17 protein-coding genes are annotated in these 16830 nt (G+C 72.4%); 10 read left to right on the forward strand and 7 right to left on the reverse strand.

Translation table 11 applies throughout. From position 1 onward, the window contains the following. Nucleotides 1-36 precede the first annotated feature (36 nt). From NDW01_RS25035 to NDW01_RS25050, 4 genes are all read left to right on the forward strand, one after another. Nucleotides 37-1164 (forward strand): Ppx/GppA phosphatase family protein, encoded by a 1128-nt coding sequence (locus NDW01_RS25035; protein WP_252824226.1) that lies wholly within the window; start codon nucleotides 37-39, stop codon nucleotides 1162-1164. A gap of 155 nt (nucleotides 1165-1319) precedes the next feature. Next, complete coding sequence (locus tag NDW01_RS25040) at nucleotides 1320-2378, forward strand: sodium:calcium antiporter (protein WP_252824229.1); 1059 nt, start codon at nucleotides 1320-1322, stop codon at nucleotides 2376-2378. 53 nt (nucleotides 2379-2431) lie between these two features. After that, complete coding sequence (locus NDW01_RS25045; protein ID WP_252824231.1) at nucleotides 2432-4024, forward strand: RecQ family ATP-dependent DNA helicase; 1593 nt, start codon at nucleotides 2432-2434, stop codon at nucleotides 4022-4024. A gap of 64 nt (nucleotides 4025-4088) precedes the next feature. Next, nucleotides 4089-4886, forward strand: coding sequence for an SDR family oxidoreductase (locus tag NDW01_RS25050; RefSeq protein ID WP_252824456.1), 798 nt, complete (start codon nucleotides 4089-4091; stop codon nucleotides 4884-4886). 134 nt (nucleotides 4887-5020) lie between these two features. Here NDW01_RS25050 and NDW01_RS25055 read toward each other — a convergent pair whose 3' ends face one another. Then, entirely contained in the window at nucleotides 5021-5833 is an 813-nt protein-coding gene (locus NDW01_RS25055) for an MBL fold metallo-hydrolase (protein WP_252824234.1), read from the reverse strand. Nucleotides 5834-5869: 36 nt separating this feature from the next. Beyond that, complete coding sequence (locus tag NDW01_RS25060) at nucleotides 5870-6373, reverse strand: MDR/zinc-dependent alcohol dehydrogenase-like family protein (protein ID WP_252824246.1); 504 nt, start codon at nucleotides 6371-6373, stop codon at nucleotides 5870-5872. Between the two features lie 77 nt (nucleotides 6374-6450). On the opposite strand from NDW01_RS25060, the gene NDW01_RS25065 reads away from it, so the two are divergent. Next, nucleotides 6451-6864 carry a DUF6098 family protein gene (locus NDW01_RS25065; protein WP_252824248.1) on the forward strand — a complete coding sequence of 138 codons (414 nt, stop codon included), beginning with the start codon at nucleotides 6451-6453 and terminating at the stop codon, nucleotides 6862-6864. Between the two features lie 55 nt (nucleotides 6865-6919). Further along, complete coding sequence (locus tag NDW01_RS25070) at nucleotides 6920-7108, forward strand: DUF2795 domain-containing protein (protein ID WP_252824458.1); 189 nt, start codon at nucleotides 6920-6922, stop codon at nucleotides 7106-7108. Nucleotides 7109-7469: 361 nt separating this feature from the next. Here the strand turns inward: NDW01_RS25070 and NDW01_RS25075 are convergent, their stop codons facing one another. After that, the gene (locus NDW01_RS25075) at nucleotides 7470-8675 is read right to left on the reverse strand and encodes an MFS transporter (RefSeq protein ID WP_252824251.1); all 1206 of its coding nucleotides are present in this window, start codon (nucleotides 8673-8675) and stop codon (nucleotides 7470-7472) included. A 104-nt stretch (nucleotides 8676-8779) separates the two neighbouring features. Between NDW01_RS25075 and NDW01_RS25080 the strand changes: the two genes are divergently transcribed. Next, nucleotides 8780-9766, forward strand: coding sequence for a GlxA family transcriptional regulator (locus tag NDW01_RS25080; protein ID WP_252824254.1), 987 nt, complete (start codon nucleotides 8780-8782; stop codon nucleotides 9764-9766). Between the two features lie 10 nt (nucleotides 9767-9776). On the opposite strand, the gene NDW01_RS25085 is transcribed toward NDW01_RS25080, so the two are convergent. Both NDW01_RS25085 and NDW01_RS25090 read right to left on the reverse strand, forming a co-directional pair. Further along, nucleotides 9777-9989 (reverse strand): hypothetical protein, encoded by a 213-nt coding sequence (locus NDW01_RS25085; RefSeq protein WP_252824256.1) that lies wholly within the window; start codon nucleotides 9987-9989, stop codon nucleotides 9777-9779. A 17-nt stretch (nucleotides 9990-10006) separates the two neighbouring features. Continuing rightward, nucleotides 10007-10459 carry a hypothetical protein gene (locus NDW01_RS25090; RefSeq protein WP_252824258.1) on the reverse strand — a complete coding sequence of 151 codons (453 nt, stop codon included), beginning with the start codon at nucleotides 10457-10459 and terminating at the stop codon, nucleotides 10007-10009. Nucleotides 10460-10574: 115 nt separating this feature from the next. Between NDW01_RS25090 and NDW01_RS25095 the strand changes: the two genes are divergently transcribed. Then, the gene (locus NDW01_RS25095) at nucleotides 10575-11609 is read left to right on the forward strand and encodes a DNA topoisomerase IB (protein ID WP_252824260.1); all 1035 of its coding nucleotides are present in this window, start codon (nucleotides 10575-10577) and stop codon (nucleotides 11607-11609) included. Nucleotides 11610-11612: 3 nt separating this feature from the next. Here the strand turns inward: NDW01_RS25095 and NDW01_RS25100 are convergent, their stop codons facing one another. Further along, entirely contained in the window at nucleotides 11613-12557 is a 945-nt protein-coding gene (locus tag NDW01_RS25100; protein WP_252824262.1) for a LysR family transcriptional regulator, read from the reverse strand. A gap of 89 nt (nucleotides 12558-12646) precedes the next feature. Here NDW01_RS25100 and NDW01_RS25105 point away from each other — a divergent pair, with 89 nt between their 5' ends. Together NDW01_RS25105 and NDW01_RS25110 are read left to right on the forward strand one after the other, a co-directional pair. Next, the gene (locus tag NDW01_RS25105) at nucleotides 12647-13267 is read left to right on the forward strand and encodes a ClpP family protease (RefSeq protein WP_252824264.1); all 621 of its coding nucleotides are present in this window, start codon (nucleotides 12647-12649) and stop codon (nucleotides 13265-13267) included. Beyond that, nucleotides 13264-14016, forward strand: a complete 753-nt coding sequence (locus NDW01_RS25110; RefSeq protein ID WP_252824267.1) for a dienelactone hydrolase family protein — start codon at nucleotides 13264-13266, stop codon at nucleotides 14014-14016. The genes NDW01_RS25105 and NDW01_RS25110 overlap by 4 nt, the downstream gene beginning before the upstream one ends. A 45-nt stretch (nucleotides 14017-14061) precedes the next feature. Here NDW01_RS25110 and NDW01_RS25115 read toward each other — a convergent pair whose 3' ends face one another. Next, nucleotides 14062-16746: an AAA family ATPase gene (locus tag NDW01_RS25115; protein ID WP_252824269.1), complete on the reverse strand. Its 2685-nt coding sequence runs from the start codon at nucleotides 16744-16746 to the stop codon at nucleotides 14062-14064. Nucleotides 16747-16830 lie beyond the last annotated feature (84 nt).

Here is a 16830-nt window from a genome sequence, read left to right on the forward strand (position 1 = left end):
TGCTTCGCTCCGCGGCAGCCGGGTACTGAAGCGATCATGCGCACCGCCATCTTGGACGTCGGGTCCAATGCCGCCCATCTCAAGGTCGTCGACCTCGTCCCGGGCTGCCCCGTACGGACCGTCGTCTCCGTCAAGAAGCCGACACGGCTGGGCGGGGCGATCCCGGCCGATGGCCGGCTCGGGCGGGCGGAGGCCGACCGGGTGGTGGCGTCGGTGGCCGCGGCCGCCGACGCGGCGGCGCGGATCGGCGCCGCCGAGCTTCTCCCCTTCGTGACGTCCGCGATCCGCGACGCGCCCAACCGGGAGGAGGTCCTCGCCCGGGTCGCCGAGGAGACGGGCGTGGAGCTGGGGTTCCTGACCGGCCCCGACGAGGCGCGCCTGACCTTCCTGGCCGTGCGCGCCTGGTACGGCTGGTCCGTCGGGCCGATCCTGCTGGCCGACATCGGCGGCGGCTCGATGGAGATCGCCACCGGGGACGGGGCCGAGGCGGACGCGGCGCTGTCGATGCCGCTCGGCGCGGGCCGGCTCACGCGGGAGCTGCTGTCCGGCGACCCGCCGGACCGGCGGCAGCTCGAACGGCTCCGCGCCCACGTCGCGGAGCGGCTGGCCGCGTACGGCGTCGACCGGCTGACCGACGGGTCCTCCGGCCACCACGCGGTCGCGACGTCGAAGATCTTCACCCAGCTCGCCAAGCTCTGCGGGGAGCGCGGGCCGGACGGCCGCCGGGCGCTCGAGCGCCGGGCCCTGCGACGGCGGATCGCCGGCCTGGCGGCGCGGACCACCGAGGAGCGCGCGCGGCTCAAGGGGGTCTCGCGCGCCCGCGCCCGCCACATCCTGGCCGGCGCCGTCGTCGCCGACGAGATCATGGCCGCCCTGGGGGTGCGCCGCCTGGAGATCTGTCCCTGGGCACTGCGGGAGGGCATCGCGCTGCGCAGACTGTGGCGGCTGGAGGCGGAGGCCGGCCGGGCGAACGAGATCGAGCACCTCATGCGCCCGCTGCGCGCGGACGGGATCGACGCGGACGTCGAACCGGGGAAGGACGAGGGCCCCGCCGGAACGTCGCCCGGCGGGGCCCTCGATGTGTGTACCGGTGTGCGGGTCGCCTCTCGGCGAAAGGCACAACGCGGCTCCAGCCGAACGGTAGTCCGCGAAGGCGATAGGTGAGGCCCGGGGACACCAGGCACACCGGCCACGTGAGATGTAACAGGACCCGGTGAGCCGTTGTTCCCACCTGCGCCACCGAAATTCGCGGCATCCGGGTCGGCACGTGACGCGGCGATCATTGCATGAAGCAGCAATCTTCGGGCAAAGCGCTCTTCATGGGTGATCTGCCATCGTTGGTGTTGCTCGTCCTGTTCCTGCTCAGTGCCGGAGTCATCTGGTACGCCGGGATACGGCTGTCCGACACGACCGACGTCCTGTCCGAACGCCTGCACCTGGGCAGCGCGCTCGGCGGCCTGATCCTCCTGGCGGTCGCGACCAACCTGCCGGAGGCGGCGATCACCGTGAGCGCCGCGCTGTCCCACCACCTCGACGTCGCGGTCGGCAACATCCTCGGCGGCATCGCGGCGCAGACCGTCGTCCTGGTCGTCCTGGACGTCGCCGACGCCGGCGCGCCGCTGACGTACGTCGCGGCGAGCCTCAGCCTCGTCCTGGAAGGCGCGCTCGTGGTCGCGGTGCTGGCGGTGGTCGTCATGGGCACCCAGCTGCCCGGCGACCTCCACTTCGCCCGGCTCGACCCCGCCTCCGTCCTGATCGCCGTCGTCTGGGTGGCCGGTCTGCTGCTGCTCAGGCGGGCCGGCCGGGGCCTGCCGTGGCACGAGGGCGGTGACGCCCCCGACACCCAGCCCGAGCGGAAGGGCCACTCGAAGACGAAGAAGGAGGCGCAGGCCACCTCCTCGGGGATCGGAACCCGGCACGCCGCGCTGATCTTCGGCCTCGCCGCGATCGCCACCCTGGTCGCGGGCGTGGTCATCGAGCGCAGCGGCGAGGAGTTCTTCGGCCGGCTGGGCATGAGCGGCGTCGCCTTCGGCGCCACCGTGCTCGCGGCCGCCACCTCGCTCCCGGAGATCAGCACCGGGCTGACCTCCGTCCGGATGGGCGACCACCAGCTGGCGATCAGCGACATCTTCGGCGGGAACGCCTTCCTGCCGGTGCTGTTCCTCGTCGCGTCGCTGATCTCCGGCCGGCCGGTGCTGCCCGACGCGCACCGGTCGGACATCTACCTCACCGCGCTCGGCTCCCTGCTCACGCTGGTCTACATGGCGGGGCTGATCTTCCGGCCCCGGCGCGACCGGCTCCGCATGGGCGTGGACAGCCGTACGGTGCTCGCGCTGTACGCCCTGGGCGTCGCCGGCCTGCTGGCCATCGGCGGCTGAACCGGGTGGCCGTGCCGCGTTCTCCCAGGTCGTTCCGGGGTAGCCCTGCCCGCATGACGGGGATTCGGAATCTAGGAGAGATCGCCGGCACGCGGCTCGGCATCGACGCGCTGCGGCCCGCGCAGGAGGAGGCGGTCAAGGAGCTGGTCCAGGGCCGCGACTGCCTCGTGGTCATGCCGAGCGGCGCGGGAAAGTCGGCGATCTACCAGCTGGCGGCCGTCGCCCTCGGCGGACCGGCGGTCGTCGTGTCGCCCCTGCTGTCCCTGCAGCGGGACCAGGCGCAGGGGCTGCGGGAGCAGGGACTCACCGCGATCAGCGTCAACGCGACCGTCGGTGAGAAACGCCGCGACCAGGCGTACGCCCTGCTCCGCGAGGGGGCGACGGGCTTCGTCTTCCTCGCGCCGGAGCAGCTCGCCCGGCCCGACGTGCGCGCCGTGCTGGCCGAGGCCCCGCCCGCCCTCATCGCGATCGACGAGGCGCACTGCGTCTCCGCCTGGGGCCACGACTTCCGCCCGGACTACCTCCGCATCGGCGGCATCGTCGAGGGGCTGCCGCACCGGCCCGTGGTCGCCGCTCTGACCGCGACGGCGGCGCCCCCCGTGCGGGAGGAGATCGCCGAGCGGCTGCGGCTGCGCGACCCGGCACGGATCATCCGCGGCTTCGACCGGCCCGAGATCCGCCTGTCGGTGACGATGTTCCACGACGCCGACGAGAAGGCGGCCGCCGTCGTCGACCTGGCCCGCCGACTGCCCGGCTCCGGCATCGTGTACGCCGCGACCCGCCGGGAGACCGAGGAGTACGCCGAGCGGCTCGGGGTCCGGGCGTACCACGCCGGGCTGCGCAAGACCGAGCGGGCCGAGACCCAGCAGGCGTTCATGGACGGCGAGACGATCGTCGCGACCAGCGCCTTCGGGATGGGCATCGACCGGCCCGACGTGCGCTTCGTCGTCCACGCCTCGGTGCCGGGGTCGCTGGACGAGTACTACCAGGAGATCGGCCGGGCCGGCCGGGACGGCGACCCCGCGGAGGCGATCTGCCTCTACCGACCGGAGGACCTCGGACTGCGCCACTTCTTCGCCGGGGGCCTGCCCGACGAGGAGCTGCTGGCCCGCGTCGCCGCGGCGGTCGACGGGCCGGTCTCCCGGCGCGACCTGGCCCGCCGCGTGGACCTGTCGGACCGGCGCGTCACCGCGCTGCTCAACCTGCTGGAGACGGCCGGCGCGCTGCGGCTGCGGCGGCGCGTCGAGCCGCTCCCCGACGCGCCGCCGCCGGCAGAGGCCGCCGCCCTCGCCCGCGAGATCGCCGAGAAGCACCGTACGGTGGAACGCTCCCGCGTCGAGATGATGCGCCGGTACGCCGAGCTGACCGACTGCCGCCGCCGCTTCCTGCTGCGCTACTTCGGCGAGGTGGTCGAGGATCCGTGCGGGAACTGCGACAACTGCGCGTCGGGGAGCTCCACCCCCGCCGACTCCGAACGCCCGGCGTTCGCGCCCGGTGCCCGGGTCGAGCACCAGGATTGGGGACGCGGCACCGTTCTCGGCGCCAAGGAGGGCCGTCTCACCGTGGTGTTCGACGAGGTCGGCTACAAGGAGCTGCTGGCCGGGACGGTGCTGGAGGAGGGCCTGCTCGCTCCGCTGAGCGGCTGACCGGAGTGGCGGCCGGGGCGCTGGGTAGGGGCGGCGCATGAGCCGACCAGAAGCACCCGTGTCCATGACCGAATACCCGCGCATCGCCGTCATCACCGGCGCCGACTCCGGCATCGGCAAGGCGACCGCGGTCGTGCTGGCCGAGCGCGGCTACGACGTCGGGATCACCTTCCACTCCGACGAGGACGGCGCGAAGGGCACGGCCGAGGAGGTCCGTGGCCTCGGCCGGAACTGCGCCGTGCGCCGCCACGACCTCACCGACCCGGTCGTCGCCGCGCGGGTGGTGGACGAACTGGCCGACGAGCTCGGCGGCGTCGGGGTGCTGGTGAACAACGCCGGGACCGGCAGCAGCCGCCCCGTCCTGGAGATGGACTACGACGAGTGGCGCTCCGTCGTCTCGGTGGACCTCGACGGGGCGTTCCTGTGCTCGCAGCGCGCCGCCCGCTGGATGATCGACCAGGGCGGCGGCGGACGGATCGTCAACGTCACGAGCGTCCACGAGGAGTATCCGCGCGTGGGCTCCGGCCCGTACTGCGCCGCCAAGGGCGGGCTGAAGATGCTGACCCGTGTCCTGGCGCTGGAGCTGTCGGCGTACGGGATCACCGCGAACACGATCGCGCCGGGTGAGATCGCCACACCGATGACCGGCCAGGCGGACCAGCCGCCCGAGCCCGGCAGCCGGCCCGGCTACCCGCTCGGCCGGCCGGGTCACGCGCGGGAGGTCGCCGCCGCGATCGCGTTCCTCGCCGACCCCTCGGCCTCGTACGTCACGGGGGCGTCGTTGTTCGTCGACGGCGCGCTGGGGCTGATGGGACCGCAGGCGGCGGGGGCCCTGCAGTCCGCGGACTGGCGCGAGGGCTGAGCGGGCCGGCGCCACCGGTGAACGCGCCGGCCCCGCCGGGAACGGCGATCCCGCCGGTGAACCGCGATCCCGCCGGTGAACCGCGATCCCGCCGGTGAACGGCGGCCGCGCCGCTCACCGGCGGGGCTCCTTGGTCAGAGCTCGATGACCGTTCCGCGCTGCACGACCTGGACCCGGTCCTGGAGGCCGCGCCGGCGGATCTCCCCGTCGAAGTCCGACAGCGGGGACTTCATCACCGTGTAGTCGTTGTGGTGGATCGGGACGACGCGGGCGGCGTTCACCAGTTCCACCCAGTCCGCGCCCTGCCTGCCGTCCATGGTGACCAGCAGCGTGTCGAGGATCTTCGTGCCGCCGAGGTGCACCACGCCGACGTCGATGTCCGGGTAGCGGCGCGGGATCTCAGCGAGGTCGTCGTACATCAGGGTGTCGCCGCTGATGTACATCCGGAGGTCGACCCGCCCGCCCCGCGACCCGAACTCCAGGATGCTGCCCATCACCGGCGGGAGCATCAGCTGGAACGGCCCCGGCGCGTGCCGCCCGGGGGCCGAGGTGATCCGCACGACCCGGTCGCCCTTGACGAACTCGTGCTCGTCCCAGGTGCGCAGGCCGTAGGAGTTCCCGAAGCCCTGCGGCTTCAGCCGCCGTGCCGCGTGGGTCGTGGTGACGATCGGCAGCTCCTTGTCGAGGTTCCGCCGCGCCACCCGGTCCCAGTGATCGCCGTGCAGGTGGGACAGGACGATGCCGTCCAGCGGCGGCAGGCGGTCCACGGAGATCGCCGGATCCAGGAGCCGCGTGGTCATGATGCCCCAGCCGAGGTGGACCTTCTGGCCCCGGCGGATGAAATTGGGGTCGGTCAGCAGGGTGAACCCGCCGTACCGGATCACGGTGGTGGCGTTCCCGACGAAGAACAGCCCCCCGGACTTCGGAATCAGGTCCTCTTCGGTCATCACGGTCCCCCGGTCGGGGGCGGGGGCCCTCCGGGGTCAGTCCCCCGGCCGGAACACCGCCCGTACGCAGCCGTCCTTCTTGTGCTTGAACAGGTCGTACCCCTCCGGACCTTGATCGAGCGGCATGACGTGCGTGGCCAGGTGAGCGGTGGTGATCTCGCCCTTCGCCATCCGGTCCAGCAGCAGGGGGATGTAGCGCTGGCCGTGCTGCTGGGCGCCGCGCACCGTCAGCCCCGTGTTCATCATCGCTCCCAACGGGAACTTGTCGACCGCGCCGCCGAAGACGCCCAGGACGAAGACCGATCCGCCCTTGCGGCAGGCGTAGATCGCCTCGCGGACCGCGGCCGGCCGGTGCGTCTGCAGCCGGAGCTGCTGCTTGCCCTGGTCGTAGAGGTGCTGCGCGCCCGTGTCGTGCGCCTCCATGCCGACCGCCTCGATGCACACGTCGGGGCCGCGCCCGCCGGTGCGGGCGCGTAGTTCGGCGCCGACGTCGGTGGCCGTGTAGTCGATCGTCTCGACCCACCCGTGATGGGCTCCCACCGCAGGTAAAAGCCGCGAACCGGCCGTGAGGTCCCCGTTTCACCGGGTAGTGGTCTGCGGCACGGAAGGAAGGCACCATGCGCAGCATCGAGAAGTTGAGCGAACTGACGGAGCTGGTGAACGGCCGGCAGGACCTGTACCTGCGGCACTCCGGCGGCCCCGAGTCGGACGCCGACGGGACCAGCCGTGACTACGAGAGCGGACTGGAACTGCCGGGCCTGTCGGTCGTCCCCTTGCAGGCACCCCAGTGGTGGAGCCGGCCGCTGGAGGACTGGATCGCCCGCCAGATCCGCAAGTACGCGCACCTGGCCGAGAAGGGGGACGACCGCCATGCCTGGGTCCTGTCCGGCGAGCCCTGCGACTTCGGCCCGGACCACGAGCCTCTCATCGCCGACTTCGAGCCCGTCGCCGCCCTGAGCGATGACCTGTTGAAGGAGGCCGAGGAGCGCTACCACGAGCGCTTCGAGGTGGGCCGCGACTCGCTCCAGTGAGTCCCCGGACCCGCGTGGGTAGGGCCTACCTCATCGAGAAAGGGGGGCCTTGACGATGGCTCAGGACTTCATCGAAGTGCAGAAGTATCTGTCCGGCATCGACTACCCGGCGTCCAAGGAGCAGCTCCTGGAGCACGCCGAGAAGAAGGGCGCACCGAAGGAGGTCTTGGACGACCTGAAAAAGATCCCGGAGGAGGAGTACGACGGCCCCAACCGCGTCAGCAAGGCGGTCTCAAAGACCTGACCGCCCGTCCGCACGTCACCGGCCGCCGTATGGTCCCGCACGGCGGCCGTGAACGCGAAGTGACCAGGCGGCGCGCGTACTCCTCGCGAACGGCGGCCACCTGAGGTACGGCGGCGGCCTCGACGCACTGCCCACGCTCGGCCGAGTGCCTCGCCTCCCGAGCCGTCTACACGGAGAAGAATTCGTCTCCTCTGTGTAGACACCTCAGAACGCGACGGCACCACCCGACAGAACAATCGCCGTGCACGTCGTCACCTTCGGTGACCTGCTCAGTGGTGGGATCCGGTGTCGACCGAGCGGCAGGAAGAAACGCGCGTGCGTCGCGGCTGTTCCGGCGGCCATGAAGTCGATGGCGGAGGCGTCATGGCCGGGTGTGTAGCGTTCGGTTTCGGGCGTGCCGGTCATCGTGCGATCGCCCCTTGGCGCGCGCGTCGATCTTTCCTGAGCAGATGGCCAGTGCGAGCCCTGCTGCGGCCAATACCGCGCCGATGGCGTTGGGACTGGTGTAGCCGAACCCGGCGCTGATCACCGTACCGCCGAGGAACGCGCCGAGCGCGTTGGCGATGTTGAACGCCGACAGGTTCAGGGCGGAGGCGAGGGTGGGGGCGCCTGCGGCCGTGTCCAGGATGCGCATCTGCAGCGCCGGGACGGTCGCGAAGCCGAACAGTCCGAGCATGAACAGGGTGCAGGCCGCGAGGGCCTTGCTGTGCGCCGTCACCACGAACAGGCTCAGCACGACGGTCAGTCCGGCCAGGAACACGTACAGGCTGGGCATGAGCCGTCGTCCGGCGTAGCGGCCCGACAGCAGGTTGCCGGTGGCCATGCCCAGACCGAAGATGACGAGTAGCACCGTCATGCTGGAAGCGCTGAACCCCGCGACGTCGGTCATCATCGGCGCCACGTAGGTGAAAGAGGCGAAGACACCACCGAAACCCGCCGTCGTCACCGCCATCGCGAGCCAGACCTGCGGCCGCCGCAGCGTCGCCAATTCCGAACGCAGCCCGGCCTCGCCCTCGGACCGCAGCCGGCGTGGGACCAGCGCGGCGATACCGACTCCCGACAGCGCGCCCAACGCCGCGATCGCCCAGAACGTGGCCCGCCAGCCTGCCGCCTGCCCCAGCCATGTCACCACCGGCACCCCGGCCACGTTCGCCATGGTGAACCCGCCGAACATGATCGACATCGCGGTTCCACGTCGTTCCGGCGGCACGATCTGCACCGCGACCACTGACCCGACCCCGAACAGCGCCCCCTGCGGCACGCCCGCGACCACCCTGGCCACCAGCAGCAGGCCATAGCCGGAGGCGACCGCGGACAAGACGCTGCCCGCCACCAGCAGCGCCGCGACGACCAGCAGGGTCGCACGGCGAGTCAAACGGGCCGAGGCCGCGGTGAGCAGCGGCGCACCGACGATCACCCCGGCGGCGTATCCGGTGATCAAGCCCCCCGCGGCCGGAATCGACACCCCGACCCCTTGGGCGACCTGCGGCAACAGTCCCATGATGGCGAACTCCGAAGTCCCCACACCGAACGCCGTGACGGCCAAAGCCAACAAAGCCAACGGCATGACGCCGCACTCCTCACGTCGCGGAAAAGATCGCCTTCCAGCCTGGTCGGCGGTCCGCCCGAGCCGTGAGCGGCAGAAACGGCAACGTGAGATAGATTTCCGCCATGCTGCGTGTGGGAGTACTGGTCACCGAGCACACCCGCGTATTCGACTACGCCGTGGCCACCGAGGTCTGGGGACTCGACCGCACCGCCCGCGGCGTCCCCCCGTTCGAACTGCGCACCTGCTCCCCGCAGGGCGCCACGGTGCCCATGCAGCCGGGCGCGACCTGCGTTCCCGATCTCGGTCTGGACGGCTTGGAAGCGTGCGACCTGGTCGTCGTACCCGGCGTTCAGTACCCCACACGGCCCGTCCACTCGCATGTGCTCGCCGCGCTCCGCGCCGCCCACGCACGCGGCGCCACCGTCGCGTCCCTGTGTTCGGGCGCGTTCCTGCTGGCGGCGGCCGGTCTGCTGAAAGGCCGCCGGGCGACCGCGCACTGGCTCGACGCCGAGGGACTCGCATGCCGCTACCCCGATGTGACCGTGGACCCCAATGTCCTGTTCGTCGGGGACGGCGCCGTGTGGACCTCTGCGGGCGTGGCCGCGGGCATCGATCTGTGCCTGCACCTGGTCCGCCGCGATCACGGCGCCGCCGCCGCGGCCGAGATCGCCCGCACCATGGTCACCGCGCCGTTCCGGCCCGGCGGGCAGGCACAGTTCATCACCCGTCCCGTTCCCACCGGCGCCGGCCAGGCCGACCGCCTGTCGGAGCTGCGCGAACGAGTCCTGAACGACCTGGCCCACCCATGGACGGTCACGGAGATGGCGAGCCTGGCCCGCATGTCCGAGCGCAGCTTCGCCCGCCACTTCGTCGAGACGACCGGCGACACCCCTCTGCAATGGCTCCTGACCCAGCGCGTCCTGGCCGCCCAACACCTCCTCGAGATCAGCGACCTGCCCATCACCGCCATAGCCGGTCGCTGCGGTTTCGGCACCCCCCTCACCATGCGCCACCACTTCACCCGCCACGTCGGCCTGCCACCCCGCGACTACCGCCGGGCCTTCGGCACCACCACTGATCACGCCGGCGCCTCCGGCCCGCAAGTCTGAACGGGGCCGGTCAGTCGTCCTGTTGGGCGCGGCGTTCGGCGCCGGTCTCCTCGGCGTAGCCGACGTCCTGGCCCTGTACCCGGCCGACGAACGTCTCGTTCGGTGTCGTCCCGGTGGTGGTGCCCTGGTCCGGTTGTTCCGGGTCGGGCTCGCCGCCGACGTCGCGGCTGTTCGCCACGCCCTCGTCGAGCGGCACGTCCCGTTCCGGCTTCTTGGCGCCCATTCGCCTGCTCCCTTCGGTCAGCGGTTCGCGCGGAGGCCCCGGTAGGTGGCGGCCGTGACGATCCCGTACGCCAGGTGCGGCACGACGTCCGAGATCCACCCGGCGGCCCCCCAGGTACGCGGGTCGGTCAGCCCCAGCGCCACGGCCGGTCCCTCGCTCGCCACGGACGCCGCCGCCCCGAGGGCCAGCGCGTCGGGCAGGGTCCTCCCGCGCGAGCGGATCAGGCCGTACGCGACGCCGACCCCGATGCCCACGCCGAATCCGAGCAGCGCGCCGAGGGCCTGGCGGCGGTTCTCCGCGGTCTCGTCCTCCCCGAGCGACACTCCGGCGCGCTCGGTGGTCTTCTCCACCACCTGTTCCGGGACCTGGCTGCCGGAACGTCCGCGCAGGGCCATGTCGGCGTACGTGACCGCGTTGAGCGCCGCCGTACCCGCCGCGCCCGCCAACGCCCCGGAGAGCAGACCGTTCACGATGCGTCCCCCTGACTCTCCTCCGCTGCCGTCCGTGAAGAAGGCCCTTTCCCGGGACGAGGCAGATAATCCCGTCTGCCCGAATGCTTGCCCCCTGCGGGGGTAGACGGGGTGCGTGACAACGACCGACGTGGAACTCTCGCGCAGCGATCTGGGGTGCGCGGGCATCCGGCGGATCCGCTGCGGGCGGGGCTTCCGCTACGTCGACCCCGACGGCAAGCCGGTGCGCGACCCAGAGACCCTCGCCCGGGTCAAGGCCCTGGTGATCCCTCCCGCCTGGGAGAACGTCTGGATCTGCCCCCATGCCGACGGCCACATCCAGGCGGTGGGCACCGACACGGCGGGGCGGCGCCAGTACCGCTACCACGACCTGTGGCGCGAGCAGCGGGACCGGGAGAAGCACGACCGGATGCTGGAGTTCGGCCGGGCACTGCCCCGCGTGCGCGAACGGGTCGAGCGCGGCCTCACGGAGAAGGGACTGACCCGGGACCGCGTGCTCGCGGCCGCCGTCCGCCTCATCGACCTGGGGTTCTTCCGGCCGGGCGGCGAGGAGTACGCGGCGGAGAACGGCACGTACGGCCTCGCGACGATCCGCAAGGAGCACGTGACCCTGACCGGCGGGCAGATCATCTTCGACTACATCGCCAAGGGGTCGAAGCAGCGTGAGCAGGCCGTCGCCGACGACGGCGTCTGCGCCGTCGTCCGCAGCCTGAAACGACGCCGGAGCGGAGGGGAGGAGCTCCTCGCCTACCGCAGCGGGCCGCGCTGGCACGACGTCACGTCCACCGACATCAACGATCACCTGCGGGAGCTGTCCGGCGGGGAGTTCTCCGCCAAGGACTTCCGCACGTGGCACGCCACCGTCCTGGCCGCCGTCGGCCTCGCGGTGTCCGAGCCCGCGGCCGCGGCGGACGGCACCCGGAAGCGCGCCGTCGCCCGTGTCGTCCGCGAGGTCGCCGACTATCTCGGCAACACTCCCGCCGTCGCCCGGGCCTCCTACATCGACCCCAGGATCATCGAGCTGTACGAGCGCGGCGTCACCATCGCCCCGATCCTCGGACGGCTCGGCGAGAACCGCGACTTCGGCGACCTCGCCACCCGCGGCCCCGCCGAACGGGCCGTCCTTGAACTGCTGACCGAGCACGGCTGATCATCAGGCGAGGGCCGCGCGGTCGGGCTCGGGGATCCACACACGATCGTCGCCGGGGTCGGGGACGGGCGGAACGGGCAGCGCGGCGAGCAGGCCGCGCAGCCGGGGATCGCGGTTCTCCCGGCGCCAGGTGACGGACCACACGTGCATCACCACCGGCTCGATGATCGGGATCCGCCGCATGCGCAGGTCGTCGGGCAGGTCGGTGCCCGCCTCGCTGAGCATGACGGCCTTTCTCTCCCCGCGCATCTGCTCCCCGTACCCGCGGACGCCGATCGCCGGCTCATTGAAGCGCACCGGCACCTGGAGTTCGTCGCGGAGCCGGAGCAGATAGCCGCGCCATTCCTCGGCGCCGCCGGCGTCCGGCATCGCGATGCCCGCCGCCCGCAGGTCGGCCAGCCGTAGCACCGGGCGGCCGGCGAGCGGGTGATCCGCATCGACGAACGCGTGCAGGGGTTCGAGGTGCACGGGCCGGTGGTCGAGATCGGTGGGCCAGGGCCGGCCGAGATCGTGCACGCGACCGAACGCCGCGTCCAGTTCCCCGCTCCGCACCGCCGACAGCGCCGTCGCCAGTCCCTGGCGCATCGTCGGCTCCACCCGCAGGCCCGGCAGGCGGCCGACCGTCTCCCGCAGGATCCGCAGCGGCGTGAAGCGCTCAGCGAACACCTCGACGCGCAGCGGCCCGGTCGGCTCACGGACGGAGGCGACGGCGGCGTCGTACGCGGCGACGGCGTCCCGGGCGAGCGGCAGGAACCGCCGGCCGGCCGGCGTGAGGGCGACCCGGCGCGTGGTGCGGTCGAACAGCGGCACTGCCAGGGCGTTCTCCAACCGGCGGACGCGTTTGGACAGCGCCTGCTGCGTGAGGAACAGCCGGGCGGCCGCCCTGCCGAAGTGCAGTTCATCGGCGACGGCGACGAAGGCCCGCATCCCCTGCAGATCGGGTTCCACGCGAGAGAGCCTCGATCGACGACCGCCGGTTGTCAAACGGCCGCAGAAGTTGTTGGACGCCGCGTCTGAGCCGCCGTTTTCCTGACGCCATGACCGTCTACCCGGAGATACTCCTCGAACCGACCCTTCGCACCGCCGAGGCTCCCGCGCCACCCGCGACCGAGCAGGTCTTCCAGCGGCTGCTGCGCGAACGCATCATCGTGCTCGGGCAGGAGGTCGACGACGAGATCGCGAACCGGATCTGCGCCGAGATGCTGCTGCTGTCGGCCGAGGACCGGCACCGCGACATCCACCTCTACATCAACTCGCCCGGCGGCTCGGTGACCGCCGGTATGGCGATCTACGACATCATGCAGTTCATCCCCAACGACGTGGCCACCCTGTCGATGGGCTTCACCGCCTCGATGGGGCAGTTCCTGCTCTGCGCCGGAACCGCGGGCAAGCGGTACGCCCTGCCGCACACCAGCATCCTCATGCACCAGCCGTCCGGCGGGATCCGCGGCGTGGCCGCCGACATCCGGATCCAGGCCGAGCACATGCGCGCGGTCAAACGCCTCATGTTCGAGCGCATCGCCCAGCACACCGGACAGCCCGTCGAGCGGATCGAGGCCGACGCCGACCGCGACCGCTACTTCACCGCCGAGGAGGCCCGCGCGTACGGCTTCGTCGACCACGTGGTGCACTCCGCGGACCAGGTGCTCCCCCGATGACCGAGCGGAGCTCCATGACCGGCACGCCGCCCGTGGTGACGAGGCCCGTCCCGTACCGTCACGGCTCCGCCGCCCTGGAGGGGTTGCTCATCACGAGCGAGGCGGTCCCGGCTCCGGCACCCACGGTCCTGATCTGTCACGGGGCGGAGGGTTTCAGCGACGCCGTGATCCAGATCGGCCGGGAGCGCGTCCTTCCGCTGGGGTACCAGGCGTTCGCCGTCGACCTGTTCGGCAAGGGCGTCAGCGCCTCCACGCCGGAAGGGTTCGACGCGAACATGGGACCGTTCCTGGCGGACCGCGCGATGCTCGCGGACCGGCTGGCCACGGTGGTCTCCGTCGCCGCCGGGCTGCCCGAGGTCGATCCCTCCCGCCTGGCCGCCATCGGGTTCTGCTTCGGCGGGCTCTGCGTGCTCGACATGGCCCGGACCGGCCTGCCGGTCAGGGGCGTCGCGTCCTTCCACGGGGTGCTGAAGCCCCCGCCCGGCCGGCCCGTACGGCCGATCGAATGCGCGGTCGCCATCTATCACGGCTGGGAGGACCCGTTCGCCCCGCCGGAGGACGTCGTGGCGCTGGCCGCCGAGCTGACCGAGGCCGGCGCCGACTGGCGGATCGAGGCGTTCGGTCACGCGATGCACGCCTTCATGGCCACGTTCGCGAACAGTCCGGAGCGCGGGATCCAGTACGACGCCCGCACCGCCGGGCGCGCCTGGTCCGCGATGGCGGGGTTCCTCGCGGAGTGCCTCTCCTGATCCGGACCCGCCTCCGGGCGGCCCCGGACCGGCCGCCCCGCGCCGTCACAGATAGTGGCCGTACGTCTCGGCCTCCGGGTCGGCGCGCGGCGGCAGGTCCTCCGCGCGCAGCGTGACGAGGTCCGTCCGCGAGGGCCGGTCGAGGCCGGTGACGCGCTGCGCCTGGCGGGCGACGGCGGCGTCGAGCAGGTTGCGCATGAACCGCCCGTTGCCGAACGACGGTCCGCGCGCCGTACGCCGGAGCACCGCCCGCAGCGCGTCGCCGACGCCCGGCGCGAGGACGATACCCTCGCCGGCCGCCAGCCGCTCGAAGACGGCGCACAGCTCGTCGTCGGTGTAGCCGGCGAAGTGCAGCTGCCGGGCGAACCGCGAGTCCAGCCCGGGATTCGCGGTCAGGAAGTCGGCCATCTCCCGCTCGTAGCCGGCGACGATGACGACGAGGTCGTCCCGGTGGTCCTCCATCAGCTTCACCAGCTCCGCGACGGCCTCCAGGCCGTAGTCGCTCTTGAACGACGGCTGCGTGAGCGTGTAGGCCTCGTCGATGAAGAGCACGCCGCCGAGGGCCCGCTCGACCAGCCGGCGGGTCCTCGGGGCCGTCTGGCCGATGTACTCCCCCACCAGGTGCGCCCGTGACGCCTCGACCAGGTGACCGGAGGACAGCACCCCGAGCTGCTTGTAGATCCGGGCCAGCAGCCGGGCCACCATGGTCTTGCCGGTGCCGGGATCGCCGGTGAACACCATGTGCCGCGTCGGAGCCGTACCGGGCAGCCCCCGCTCCCGGCGCAGCCGGTCCGCACGCGTCATCGCGACGAGCAGGCCGATCTCCCGCTTGACCGTCTCCAGCCCGGTCAGGGCCGCCAGCTCGGCCAGCGGGTCGTCCTCGGCCGCCGCCGCGCCGAACGCGCGGGGCACGTCGGCGCGCTTGACGATGAGCTCGGCGCCCGGCTCCGTACGGCTCCGCGCGGCCGCCACGGCCCGGTCCGCCAGGTCCGGGACGAGACGGGCGTTGCGGAGCGTCTGCGTCGGCGGGGTCGCGGCGAGCAGCTCACCGGCGGCGTCGCGGGCGCGTTTGTACGTCCGCACCCCGCGCCGGCGCACCTCACGGTCGAAGAGCTCGGCGTACTCCTCCGCGGTGAACGGCCGGGTACGGGCGACGCGGAACCGGTGCAGCAGCGCGGGGTCGGCCTCCCGGATCCGCTCGGCCCCGTCCTCTCCGCACAGCGCGGCCAGGTGAAGGTCCGGGTGCACCGTCAGGAGGCGGTGCAGTTCACCGAGCAGCTCCCGGCCGTTGCCCGCCTCGTCGGCGAACTCGTCCAGGCCGTCGATGACCAGCAGCCGCTCCCCGGCGGAGTCGCGGACGTCGGCGTGCAGCCTGGCGGCCGCCTCGTACAGGGGACGGCCCGCGAACAGGGTGTGGGTCAGCCAGAGCGGTTCGCGGGGCAGCCGCAGCGCCGTCGCCAGTTCCTCCACGGCGAGGCGCCGGCCGGTGCCCTCCGGCCCGGACAGGAGCACGCGCACGGTCCCGCTCTCCTCGGTGACCTCCCCCAGCAGGGCGGTGACCTCGGGCTGCCCCACGAGGCCGGTGGCCACGTCGGAGGACGCGGTGCCGTCCTGACGGGACGCGGGCCGGTTCTCCCGGTTCTCCCGGTCCTTCCGGTCGTCCGCGAGCCTGTCCACGAGCGGGTTGACGACGCGGCGCCGCCTGCCGTACAGCCTCCGCAGGTCGCGCTGGAACTCGTCGATCGGCGTGTGGTCCCGTGCGCCGGTGCGCTGCGGTTCGCCGGGCAGGCCCTGGGCGCAGGCCACCATCCGGGTCGCCATGTCGAGCCAGGCACGGCAGACGTCGGCGGCGCCCTCGACCAGCGCCTCGGCCAGCCACAGCCGGATCTCCTCCTGCCACGCGGAGGCCCGGAATCCGCTCCGCTCCCGCCGGAACCGCGCGGACACCTCCTTGTACAGGTCCTGGCCGAGCACGACGGACAGCTCGACGGGCACCCGGTCCAGGCCGCACTGCAGCAGCAGCCGGCTCAGGTGGGTTCCCACGAGCCGGGAGTTCGGCACGACGTCGGACAGGTGGTCGGTCGCCGCCCGGAACCCGGACCACACCCACTCCAGGTAGCCGACCGGCCCGGCCAGCTCGGGCACCTCCGCGAGGATCTCGTCGTCGGCGTGCGCGGCCCATCGCGCGCGCAGTCCGCTCTTGGAGAGGTTGACGTCGCAGTCCGGCGGGGCGTCGTACAGCCGCAGCAGCGCGCGCCGCCGGCCTTCGAGCGGTTCGATGCCCTCCAGCACGGCCAGGCAGTCGCGGGCGAGCCGGATCGCGAGCTCGCGGTCCGGCACCTCGATCAGCCAGTCGAGCGGCGGCCGCCAGAGGTTGGTCGAGGTGCCCCACCAGGTGTTCGACGTGGTCAGCGGCGCGGGATCGCTCAGGTGGCGGCGGAGCAGCCGGTCGGTCAGCTGGCATTGGGAACCCGCGCGGATCGCGCTCACCCCGGGCAGGAAGCCGATGACCTGGTACAGGTCCGCGGCGACCAGCGAGGCGGGCAGCGTCAGCAGCTTGTGATCGTCGGTGGTGAGGTCGGCGCAGCGCGGGTCGGCGAGCAGATCGTCGATGCGAGCGGCGATCTCCTCGAACAGCCCGTCGGGAACCCGCCACGGGCCGTACGCGTAGACATCGAGGACCGGCTCGTCCGTGAGCAAGAGCTCCAGATGTTCCGGCAGCGCCACCACGATCCCCCATCACCTCGGACGAACCGGACAGCAGCCTACGGCGAGTCGATCACCGCGGGGACCGGTTGTCCGACCCCGGGTGCA

It is taken from the genome of Actinoallomurus soli (assembly GCF_024055715.1).
Taxonomy (GTDB): domain Bacteria; phylum Actinomycetota; class Actinomycetes; order Streptosporangiales; family Streptosporangiaceae; genus Actinoallomurus; species Actinoallomurus soli.